We start from the raw sequence: 12,071 nt of genomic DNA on the forward strand, positions 1-12,071 counted from the left end.
TACTCTCAGCGTTCAATATTACTGAGATTTAACATTATTCCTGAGTGATATCGATACGCTTCGATTGATCCATCATTGATGCTCGGGCGCGAATTTTAGCCTCTAGCTGATCGATCATTTTATCATTATCAAAACGTTCTCTTTGCCTTTCACCGTCTTCATAAAAGCCACTCTTATTATGGCCACCGGTGACGCCGATATCAGAAACCAATGCCTCTCCCGGCCCGTTAACAACACAGCCAATAATGGAAACATCCATTGGAGTAATAATATCTTCAAGACGCTGTTCCAGCGCATTCACAGTGCCAATAACGTCAAACTCTTGGCGGGAACAGGTCGGGCAGGCAATAAAGTTGATACCACGGGAACGAATACGTAACGCTTTTAAAATATCAAAGCCAACCTTCACTTCCTCTACCGGATCTGCAGCCAGTGAGATACGTAATGTATCACCGATACCTTCTGCCAGCAGCATGCCTAAACCGATAGCCGATTTAACCGAACCACTTCGTGCCCCGCCGGCCTCAGTGATACCCAGATGTAAAGGCTGGATAATTTGTTTAGCGAGTAAACGATAAGACTGGACGGCAAGAAACACATCCGAGGCTTTAACGCTCACTTTGAAATTATCAAAATTCAGGCGGTCAAGAATCTCTACGTGGCGCAGCGCTGACTCCACTAAAGCTTCCGGCGTAGGTTCACCGTATTTCTCCTGGATATCTTTTTCCAGCGAGCCGCCATTGATACCAATCCGAATTGGAATATTTTTATCTCGGGCACATTCAACAACCGCCCGAATACGATCTTCTCGGCCGATATTGCCGGGATTGATACGTAAACAATCCACGCCGTATTCAGCAACCTGTAACGCAATACGATAGTCAAAATGAATATCGGCGACTAAAGGTACGGAGACACGCTGCTTAATAAGTTTAAATGACTCAGCTGCTTCCATTGTCGGAACAGAAACCCGCACAATATCAACCCCAACGCGTTGCAGAGCTTCAATCTGCTTAACCGTTGCATCAACATCAGTGGTTTTAGTGTTAGTCATTGATTGAACGGCAATAGGCGCGCCATCACCGATAGGTACATTACCGACATAAATACGTTTTGATTGACGACGAACTATCGGCGTTTCGCTATGCATTATAAAAACTCCACAATAACAATCACGGCAGAATAGAGATTGTTCACTTTATTCAGCCGCTAACGTCAGGCGAGCAGTCCGATTCGCATTTTTATACTGAGTCAAATCTACTTGTTTGCCTTTATACACAATATCAACTCCGGCTGGGGCACCTAGCTTAACGCGGTAAGGTGCCTGCCCGGTCAGTGACATTTTGCCACCTTTGCGTTGCAGTCCGCTATAGAGATTTTTACCTCTGGCGTCGATAACCTCAACCCAACAGTCCGCCGTGAATGTCATATTAATGTCATTCGAGTCAGTGGCCATTACCGCGGTTTCTCTGCCGCTAGAGGCTTCATTCTCTGCAATTTGAGCCGCAACAGCCTGTTCCAGCGTTGGCGTTCCCTGAACGGCATTTGACGATGTGTTATTGGTAGGTAAAACGTTTTGAGTTGGCGATGTGCCTGGAGCAGGATCGCTACCGGTAGGCTGCCCGGTAGTTTCTGGCTGTTGCTGCTGAGCCGGAATAGCAATCTGATTTTGCTCTGAAGCGGATGTCATCTCATTTTGTTGAGCTTTGTGGTTCTCCCACCACCATGCGCCAGTCAGCCCCAGAACCACAAACAGTATCATCCAGGTGAACATCATTAACCAGCGGTCGAGTTTCTTACGCGGTTTTCCTAGCGTAAATCCTTTAATCCGGTTGGATTCAACAATATTCTTATCACCAAGAACGCTGGGTAATAGTGCAATCAGTTCTTCTTCAGGAACCTGAACCAATTTGGCATAAGAACGGATATAACCGCGAATGAACGTCGGAGCTAAGCCCAAAGGATTCAATCCCTCTTCAAGCTCACGAACCGTAGTAACCTTTAAACGCAGTTGTTCAGCCACGACTTGTTGACTGAGATTTAATGATTCTCTGGCTTCGCCGAGTCGGCGCCCGATTTCAGCCAGCGGGGTTAGTTCTTTAGGTGCATCAATATTCATGAGCTAGGAATAATTGGTATTGTTTTGACTGTGAAAAATCTTGCGCTAGTAGTTGACCATAACGTTGTACGTCATTTAAACGACTTTCTAACGCAGCAAATTGAATCTGCATCCATAAACTTTCGGCGCTGTCCGGCAAGGTATCTTGGTAGCTGTTTAACAAAGCCATCGCCTCCGCGCGTTGATCACGCTGATAATATTCAGTTGCTGTTCTTAACAAGCGCGCCCCTTTTTGTGGATCTTGCTTTAATGCCCGGCTCAGTGTCTCGGTTGCCCGTTCAAACTGCCCGGCCTTTAACAAACAATAGCCTGAATTCTCAAAGCTATCGGCTATTTTTTCGGAATTTTGTAATTTAACGGCATCATCAAAATAGGCTAAGGCTGATTCATACTGCCCTAAGCTACAGAGAAAGACACCGTAATTATTCATTACGTCGCCATTATCTGGCGCTAACGCTAAAGCCTGTTGGAAACGGCTCTCGGCAAAATCATTCTCACCGATGCTCTGCTGATATATCGCCATGCCCAACTGTGTTCGGTAATCTTTTGGCGCATAACTTACGGCACGTTCAAGATTGCTCCGCGCAGCACGCATATCACCATCGCTAAAATAGGCCATGCCTAAAGCAAGACGCGCCTGAGCAGCCTTACTTTTATCAACCGCGTTGTCACCTGATAAATGGCTATTACAACCCACTAAACTACTGATGACTAACAATACCGGTAGCAATACCTTTTGCATCAGACTTATCTTCCCTGCCTGTTGACGACGGGCCAAGGCGATACGTTATCAGAAGCGCTCTACGACAAAGAGATAGGCATCTAATTGTTACGCATCAGGTTTTAGACTTCTTTTATTACAATTGGTTCACCGTTCATTTTCTTTTTTAACGTTCTCTTAGTCCGATCAATAACATCGCCGGCTAACTGGCCACAGGCGGCATCGATGTCATCACCTCGGGTTTTACGCACAATAACGGTAAAACCATATTCCATAAGTACTTTAGAAAAACGATCAACCCGACTATTAGAGCTACGCCCATAAGGGGCTCCGGGGAACGGATTCCATGGAATCAGGTTAATTTTGCAAGGTGTGTCTTTAAGACACTCCGCCAACTCATGTGCATGTTCAGTACCGTCATTAATATGGTCTAACATCACATACTCAACGGTAACACGCCCCTGATTCGCATTTGATTTACTTAAATAACGGCGAACAGAAGAGAGAAATGTTTCGATATTATATTTACGATTGATCGGCACAATATCATCGCGAATCCGGTCATTTGGTGCATGCAATGAAATCGCTAATGCTACATCGATCATATCGCCAAGTTTATCCAGTGCAGGAACCACACCAGAGGTCGATAAGGTTACCCGACGTTTAGATAAACCAAAGCCGAAGTCATCAAGCATAATTTCCATCGCAGGTACAACGTTGGTCAGGTTCAGCAGCGGTTCGCCCATTCCCATCATGACAACGTTAGTAATCGGGCGTTGTCCGGCCAGTCTGGATGGACCGATAATTTTAGCCGCGCGCCATACCTGACCAATAATCTCTGAAACCCGTAAATTGCGGTTAAAGCCTTGTTGGGCCGTAGAACAAAACTTACATTCCAGAGCACAGCCAACCTGCGATGATACACACAGCGTAGCCCGATCTTCTTCCGGAATATAAACGGTTTCAACCTGCTGATCGCCAACGGCAATAGCCCATTTGATGGTACCATCAGCGGAACGCTGTTCGGTCACCACTTCCGGTGCACGAATTTCTGCAATTTGCTGAAGCTTTGCCCGCAAGACCTTATTTATATCCGTCATTTGCTCAAAATCATCATAGCCAAAGTGATACATCCACTTCATTACCTGATCGGCACGAAATGGCTTTTCACCCAGTGAAGCAAAAAACTCACGCATTGCCTGACGATTAAGATCTAATAAATTAATTTTTTCTGATGGATTAGCAATTAAAATGCTGGCTTCAGATTGAGCAGAAACATGTTCGGACATGGTAATAAAGGCCTCGTTGTTACACTTTATGGCGCTAGAAAATCTAGAGAATTAAAGGATGATAAAATTATACCTAACAAAAACCGCATTAAACTACGGCACACGGTGCATTGTACTGCTTTTAACACTAAGTTTCTATGCAGATAATCAGAGTTAAAAAATATTTATACCGACTCATAATTTAGCAATAATAACTGAGTATTGTCTGGTTAGATGAAGATAAATGTAACGCTATCTTAATATCACTACGCCTTCGAATTTAATTACTGCCCAGATAAACCGCCTTCAGAGTTTACAAAAATATCATGGCCCGAAAAGGCCATGATATTTACTGGTATTTAACTTAGCGAATACGTGAATGAACTTCACCTTCACTGAAAAAATAAGCAATTTCGCGCGCCGCTGAAGCCGCTGAATCAGAGCCATGGACCGCATTTTCAGTCAGGCTGTCAGCATAATCAGCACGCAATGTACCAGCCAATGCATTTGCCGGATTAGTCGCTCCCATCAGGTCACGATAACGCTGAACGGCGTTTTCACCTTCAAGTACCTGAACAACAACCGGTCCTGAAGTCATAAAATCCAGCAAACCATTAAAGAAAGGTTTTCCGTCATGCTCGGCATAAAAGCCGGCAGCCTGCTCACGGGTCAGATGCAACATTTTGGCTCCGACGATAGTAAAACCGGCATTTTCGAAGCGAGCATAGATAGAGCCAATCACATTTTTAGCAACTGCATTTGGTTTCAGGATAGAAAGAGTACGTTCAGCAGACATGTTCACCTCATATGATACATATGTATATGTTTTATCATTTTGTATTTTTTGGATAAGGCATTGTAGGAATACGCTATTCGGGGCTGATTATACGAAGAGATATTAACCTTGACCATCTCAGATGTAACATTTTTTTAAAATAAACTCATCTTATTACACACTTTTCAGTCCATCGCGCATTTCGATTGATATTTTAAATAGGATATCTATAAAAAGTTCGAGCATGACCGCATAAAAATCGCCTCGAATGCACTAGAAGAACTAGGCAATAGCTCTAAAAATTAGCTATTTTTATCTTCCAGAACGTTATTGAGATGGTCACACATCGCCTTTTCTGCGGCTAATGGATCGCGTTCGGTAATGCTACGGTAAATGTTTTCATGTTCCTGAAGGGTGACTTCACGGGTTTTAAACCTGAGCATCTCCTGACGATAATCTGACATCCATTGAAATACCGCTTGTGATACCGCCAAATAAATAGGATTACCTGATATTCGGGCAACCTCTTGGTGAAAAGCCATATCGGCCATAACAAAATCATCGTTTTCAACCGCATCATGCATGGCTTTAAGCGCGACTTTCAAACGGGTTAAATCAATAGCATTGGCCTTTTCTGCCGCCATTCTGGCTAAACCCGATTCGAAAAATATTCGCGCCTCTAATAAGTGGTCAATATTTTTACTGGAACTGGAGAGCATATGGCGAGCAGCAACATCAATTTGTTCAATCATTGAATGCATATCGATACGCTCAATACATGCTCTTTCGCCATGACGGATGGTGATCATTCCCATCCCGGACAGGCGCTGCATAGCTTCACGCACTACAGGTCGCCCGACGCCGAATAGAGTCATCAGTTCTCTTTCCGGCGGCATCTGGTCGCCGGGTTGTAAATCCTCTTCCCGAATCATATTCAATAGCTGTTCGAAAACTTCATCAGAGAGTTTTTTACGTTGGATTAATCGACTTTTAGTTACGGGCATCTGAATACCACTCTTTGCGTATCTGATTGAGTATTCAGTATTCTATCGATATAACCAGAGGGTCACAACTTGAACAAAAAACCGGACGTCTTTATGCAATATAAAGACGTCCGAATAAGGGTGATTTACTAAAAATTAACGACGAACCGCATTAATCTTAAGCATTCTGGCTAAGACTAAATCGAGCTCTTTTTCATCAAAAATCGTTTTCCAGTCAGGCTTAATAATTTTCTCTTTACCATACTCAATCGCGATCATACAGGCATCAGAGAACGGATTAGTACTACGGAAGGCAACGGCTAACGCAATCTGAATATGTCCGTACATAATCGCTTTTGCGGCTGCCTCAGGAACCCCGCAGCTTTTAACGGTCTCATCTAAAGCCTCTTTCATTAAAGTCCCGACCATGCAAGTCACCGTTTCGACCAACGTCGGCTCCAAATAGGCTAACTGCTTGACGGTAATCCAATGAACATCATCCACAGGAGCATACATCTGGCGCACAATATTCTCTAACGCGCTACGTTGCTCAGCCGTTCCCTGCTCAAATGCAGCAACAATGGACTGAACCGCAGCCACGCCGCCGAAGGCATCGTCATACTCTGCTTTGGTGTATCGTTCTAAGAACACCGACGGATGACAAGGATGGGCCACGGCATAGAGAATATCTGCCCGTTGAGCGATCAAATTGGCATAGGATGCCGCAGGATCAAGCGTGAGTAATATCGCACCCGGCTTCATTTTAGGTACGATAACAGAGGATATTTTTTGCAAAATAATATCTGGCACCGCCAGAATAACGACGTCACTGATAGCAATAGAAGTATCTGCATCCGTCACTTCCCTGCCAGCATCGTTTACCCGCTGTTGTCCCTGCGGAGCCGTTTCACAATAGAAGACTTGATACTGGCTCTTCTGAAGATTGTCAGAAATTCGCATGCCCATTTTACCGCCGGCACCCAGTAAAGTGATGGTTTTCAATTCAGTTAACATGTTATTGCTCCTGTTTAAGTCTATTACGGATGTAATTCAGATTATGACGAGTCCATTGATTCTCTAGCCGGCAGGTTGTAACGGCATTGGTTTGCCACGGCAGCCAGTGTTCAATAATTTGATTAATCCCACGTGGTTCCGGGTTGACCTGCTTGATTAGATAGTCGTAATCCAGCAAGCCGGTACCCAGCGGACAGCCAACAAGATTGAACCCCACCCACCCCGCCTGACGGGAGAAGAGGAAATCCTTAACGTGAAGATTAGTGACTCGATGCTTAGTGTTGTTAATTACGTCTTTAGGGTTTTCTAATGCAGCCACACAGTTACCGGGATCGAGACAGACTCCGACATAGGGGGAGTCGATACGGTCTATCACCGACACCATGGTCTTGCTGTTCACTTGCTCGTAAGTCTCTAAACTGAGGTGAATACCGCTTGCTTCAAGACGAGGTAACGCCTGACGAATGAAGACTTCAGCCTCTTTAGCTGTCGGTTGATGCACTGGCGTATTAAACATACTGCGTAATATTCGGACATTGAGTTTGCGGGCAATGTGCAAATAAGGATCTAAGTGTTCAGCCTTTAATCCTCTGGTGCCCAGCTCTAACTCAATACCTAACGCCTGAGCCTGTTTGCGTAGTTCCAACAACTCGGCATCAGACAGCGTGGTAATTTTTTCATAGTCGCAAATCTGAAAAAGCTTAACGTCTAACTCAGCGCACTGTTCTAACATTTGAACTAATGTCATCGGCGTAGGAACACGTTCAGAGCCGCGCCAGAAAAACGAATAAGTACTCAAACCAATAGCCATATTATTTTTCCTGTAATGACTGAGAAGCGATGGGTATTGAAGGAGCATCAGCGGGTTTTTGATAGCTTTTCATCATTAGCATCAGCACTGCGGACAGCAGCATAAACCCGCCGACGGCAAACATCGGAACCTCATAGTTGCCGCTAAGGTCGTGCAGAATTCCGGTAATATAGCCCGCGGAAAACCCCGCAATATTGCCGATGGTATTGATTAGCGCTACTGCCGCCGCTGCGGATGCTCCGGTCAGGAACTGTGTCGGAAGGGTCCAGAAGTTAGGAAGTGCAGAAAATATGGAGCATGCGGTGATGGTAATAACCACCATAATCGCAAAGGGTGATTCCATAAATAATGCGAGCGGTATACTTACTGCACCAGTAATAGCTGGAATATATATATGCCAGCGGCGAATACCTCGTCGCGTTGCATCCCTTGACCAGAGATAAAGAGCTAAAGCTGCAGGTAGATAAGGAATAGCGGTAATCAATCCTTTATCAAAGATGTCGAAGGTAACCTGAAACTGCTGCTGGAAACCGGCAATGATTGTCGGCAGGAAGAAACCTAAAGCATACAACCCATAAATAAAGCCAAAATAGATCAGGCTTAGCATCCACACACGGCCATTAAACATTACCGTTAATACGCTGGGATGCTGGCTATTTTGCTTGGTCGCATGTTCCCGTTCCAATTCAGACACCAGCCACTGTTTTTCATCATCATTTAGCCAGCGTGCCTGCTCAGGCTTATCAACCAACCAGAACCAGGCAATCAGGCCCACAAGGATCGCTGGAATCGATACCCCGAGGAACATAACCCGCCAACCGGCCAACCCTAAAAAACCATCCTGTCCAATAAGTACAGCCGCTAAAGGCGCACCAAAAACCACCGTTAAAGGCTGAGCCAGATAGAATAACGATAGAATTTTGCTCCGATAGCTGGCGGGTACCCAAAGGCTAAGATAGAGAATGGCTCCGGGGAAGAAGCCCGCTTCAGCAATTCCTAACAATATCCGTAGAATATAGAGCTCTTTAATTCCGGATACCCAGGTAAACAGCAGTGAAACAATACCCCATGACACCATTATTCGAGCCAGCCACTTACGGGCTCCGAAACGGTGCAATGCTAGGTTACTCGGGACTTCAAGTAGTATGTATCCGATAAAAAATATGCCTGATGCCAGTCCGAATTGTGCAATCGTCAACCCAAGATCCTGACTCATCCCATTCGGCCCTGCGAATGAAATTGCCGTACGATCTAAGAAATTGATAAAAAACATCAAACCAACAAAAGGGACCAACCGCAGAGATATTTTATTAATCGCTGATTTTTCTACGCTGCTCGGTGGAGAATGTTCGCTCATAATTATTCCTTTCACACTATCACTACCTATACTGGCTGCTGAGCCTGCGGTTAAAAAAACAGCCTCAGTGGTATGATGACGTGACTTCTAATTAAGATTAACAATATGCCTACAAATAAAAAACGTAGGCGGTTCAAATAGCTATCCATTAAGGGTGGCTAGATGCTTTATAATTCCGATGACTATGTATCTATCTCATCAATCTGATACTTATTTTTATAAACGTATTTTTCAAAACTGAACGCCTGGTTTTTTAATTATTGGTCAGCTTGAGTCATTGGTATGATGACATGATGAATAAATACGGTTATAAAAACGATCGTCGTGATCTTTTGTTCACAACTTAAACATTGGGTGGATTTTAGAAGTATGATGATAACTATCATTATGGATTTGGATGGTCAATCAGTTACCTGAATTAGAGTATAATATTGCAATCAAGCTCACAAAATATACCGTTGAGATAAATAATATGGTTGATTGGGTTTATTTTGTTAAACTTAATTTAAACTATGGATAAACGATTCAGCAAATTGATGTGAGTAAAAATCGCGTTCCGGCTGAACATATGAACAATAAATAAATCATATGTTAGTTAGCTATAGCAGAAATGATAAAAATAACGGCCTGTAGAATACAGGCCGAAGGTATAATGCATAGATAGCCCTAATCTGGGCTTATGTCTGTGGTTTACAAATCTAATAACCCAATCAATCCAGCACAAAGCTTACGCTATTCACCTGACCGCTTTCGTCCAATACGCTGATTTGATATTTTCCCGAAACGGTCAATGTCTGAATGAATGGATCTGTTTGCTCTGTTTCGGTGACTGCCTCGCCGTTAATAAACCACCAGCGTTTACCTCTGCCGCCTTGAGTATCAAGGCGAAGATCCAGTGAGAGAGAACCCGGTATACGTTTTAATATAGCCCCTTCTTTTATGCCCAATATTAACAAGGGCGGGCTAGTGTCATATCCGATTGGCGGGCACGTTTCATCACGTACCGGCAGGCGCTCGTCTCTACGCTCAGCTAACGGCAGCCAAGTCTCCAGAGGGGTTGGCCATAGAGCAATACGGCGTTTAATTGCCCCGCTGCAATCCGGAGCCACGCGTTTTCCTTCAGCGTTTACCCATAGGCTTAACCAGCCGCCAATACCGGTATCTTGCCCCGGGGCAGATAATGTCGGTGGAATGGTACCGTCCAAAATCCATGCCTGACGTCGTTGACGACAGTTAGGGTCACCGGCTTCCAAACTCTGTCCCTGAGGCCAACAGATAACTGCCCTGCCGACTGAATCAGGCCGGGGATCTCTTGGCCAAAATCTTGCAGTCTGAGCGCTTCGGTTAACCAGTAAATTATTAATCTGATGCAGAATAGGTACTGCTGTCGCGTAGCCAAACTGCCCTGCAACCGGAGTACCGTCGGGACGACCAACCCAAATACCAATAAGATAACCACCATTCATACCAATGGTCCATGCATCTCTATAGCCATAGCTTGTCCCGGTTTTCCACGCTAACGGAACAATATCAGAGAGTTGGTTATCAGGAACCGGGCGAGCCTCGCCGGCCAATATCCGCCGTACAATCCATGCAGAACCGGGAGAAAGTAGAGGGCGTTCAATTAAAGGGTCCTGTGGCCGGTAGCGCAAAGCGGCAACGTTGCCATGGCGAACAAAGGCACTGTAACCACTCACTAACTCATCCATTCGCATGCCGGTTCCCCCCAAAATAAGGGAAAGGTTAGGTTCACTATTAAGCGGAAAACGTAAAGTGATGCCGGCATTACGCATATTGCCGGTAAAACGCTTAGGGCCATAGGCTTCAAGAACCTGTACTACGGGCAGATTCAACGATCTGACTAAAGCGTCTGACGCACTCACCGGGCCGTTAAATCCGGTATCAAAATTACCGGGCCGGTAATCACCGAAACGGCGGGGAACATCTTGCAATAATGATTCGGCATGAATCAGGCCGTCATCCAACGCCATTCCATAAGCAAATGGTTTTAACGTAGAGCCCGGAGAGCGCCACGCGGTGATCATATCAACGTGACCAAAGCGGCTAACGTCATTAAGATCGACGGAACCGATGTAGGCTTTAACCGCCATGGTGGAATGTTCAACTACCAAAATTCCCATTGAGGTATTTTCAGGCAGCTGACTTTTCCACCCCATCGTCATATCTTCAAGCCGGCGCTGCAACGAGGCATCAATGGTGGTTTCAATCACATCGGACTTACTTTCAGACAACATACGACGAGCTAACAGAGGAGCCAGCTGTGGCGCTTGACGACCTGCCAACCAGACGGTTTCCTCTTTTATCTCTTCAACCTGTTGCTCACTCCATACGCCATATTCGGCCAGGCGTGAGAGCACTTTATCTCTGGCTAACTGGGCTCTTTCTGGATAACGATCCGGTCGTAAACGGCTTGGCGCCTGTGGTAACACCGCCAACAAGGCCGACTCAGCCCGGGTTAGCTCTGACGGCGGTTTATCCAGATAGGCCCAGCTGGCGGCACCGATACCCTGCAAAGTTCCGCCATAGGGTGCCCGATTGATATACAGCGTAAGAATTTGATCTTTGCTGTAATGCCACTCAAGTTGCAAGGTGCGAAAAACCTGACGCAGCTTGCCGGTAAGCGTCCTGTCATGGGGTTCAATTAAGCGGGCAACCTGCATTGATAGCGTACTTCCGCCGGAAACAATGCGTTGATTTGTCAGGTTTTGCCACAGGGCCCGACCGATAGACAGTGGATTAATTCCGGGATGTTCGTAAAACCAGCGATCCTCATAGGTCAGCAAGGCTTCGATATAATAAGGAGATACCTGATCGAGTGAAACGGAATAGCGCCATACCCCTTCAGCATCGGCAAAGCGCCAAAGCGGAGTGCCATCATCGGCAACCACCACTCGCGCTGTTTGTACGTTGGTATCCGGCAAAGGCCATATTTTATCCGCGCCCCACAGCCCGGCAGCGATTATCCCAACCATGAGTATCAATGCGGCCAGCGATCTACGCAA

Annotated in this window: 10 protein-coding genes; all 10 read right to left on the reverse strand. The window is 45.5% G+C overall.

Features of this window, described 5'->3' with window-relative positions:
- Positions 1-34 precede the first annotated feature (34 nt).
- The 10 genes from ispG to pbpC all read right to left on the reverse strand — a co-directional run bounded on the left by ispG (position 35) and on the right by pbpC (position 12,071).
- Positions 35-1,150, reverse strand: a complete 1,116-nt coding sequence (gene ispG / locus YWE_RS0124845) for a flavodoxin-dependent (E)-4-hydroxy-3-methylbut-2-enyl-diphosphate synthase (RefSeq protein WP_029096873.1) — start codon at positions 1,148-1,150, stop codon at positions 35-37.
- A 48-nt stretch (positions 1,151-1,198) separates the two neighbouring features.
- Positions 1,199-2,119, reverse strand: a complete 921-nt coding sequence (rodZ, locus tag YWE_RS0124850; RefSeq protein ID WP_029096874.1) for a cytoskeleton protein RodZ — start codon at positions 2,117-2,119, stop codon at positions 1,199-1,201.
- Positions 2,109-2,861 carry a type IV pilus biogenesis/stability protein PilW gene (gene pilW, locus YWE_RS0124855; protein WP_029096875.1) on the reverse strand — a complete coding sequence of 251 codons (753 nt, stop codon included), beginning with the start codon at positions 2,859-2,861 and terminating at the stop codon, positions 2,109-2,111. The genes rodZ and pilW overlap by 11 nt, the downstream gene beginning before the upstream one ends.
- Positions 2,862-2,962: 101 nt before the next feature.
- Positions 2,963-4,129 (reverse strand): dual-specificity RNA methyltransferase RlmN, encoded by a 1,167-nt coding sequence (rlmN, locus tag YWE_RS0124860; RefSeq protein WP_029096876.1) that lies wholly within the window; start codon positions 4,127-4,129, stop codon positions 2,963-2,965.
- Positions 4,130-4,472: 343 nt separating this feature from the next.
- Positions 4,473-4,904, reverse strand: a complete 432-nt coding sequence (ndk, locus tag YWE_RS0124865) for a nucleoside-diphosphate kinase (protein ID WP_029096877.1) — start codon at positions 4,902-4,904, stop codon at positions 4,473-4,475.
- A gap of 281 nt (positions 4,905-5,185) precedes the next feature.
- On the reverse strand, positions 5,186-5,887 hold the full coding sequence (gene nanR, locus YWE_RS0124870; protein WP_029096878.1) for a transcriptional regulator NanR: 702 nt from the start codon (positions 5,885-5,887) through the stop codon (positions 5,186-5,188).
- 135 nt (positions 5,888-6,022) lie between these two features.
- Positions 6,023-6,880 carry a phosphogluconate dehydrogenase C-terminal domain-containing protein gene (locus YWE_RS0124875; RefSeq protein WP_029096879.1) on the reverse strand — a complete coding sequence of 286 codons (858 nt, stop codon included), beginning with the start codon at positions 6,878-6,880 and terminating at the stop codon, positions 6,023-6,025.
- A 1-nt stretch (position 6,881) separates the two neighbouring features.
- Positions 6,882-7,691: a sugar phosphate isomerase/epimerase family protein gene (locus YWE_RS0124880; RefSeq protein ID WP_029096880.1), complete on the reverse strand. Its 810-nt coding sequence runs from the start codon at positions 7,689-7,691 to the stop codon at positions 6,882-6,884.
- Position 7,692: 1 nt separating this feature from the next.
- The gene (locus YWE_RS0124885; RefSeq protein ID WP_029096881.1) at positions 7,693-9,048 is read right to left on the reverse strand and encodes an MFS transporter; all 1,356 of its coding nucleotides are present in this window, start codon (positions 9,046-9,048) and stop codon (positions 7,693-7,695) included.
- A 710-nt stretch (positions 9,049-9,758) separates the two neighbouring features.
- Complete coding sequence (pbpC, locus tag YWE_RS0124895; RefSeq protein WP_265331682.1) at positions 9,759-12,071, reverse strand: peptidoglycan glycosyltransferase PbpC; 2,313 nt, start codon at positions 12,069-12,071, stop codon at positions 9,759-9,761.

Source organism: Budvicia aquatica DSM 5075 = ATCC 35567, from assembly GCF_000427805.1.
Lineage (GTDB): Bacteria > Pseudomonadota > Gammaproteobacteria > Enterobacterales > Enterobacteriaceae > Budvicia > Budvicia aquatica.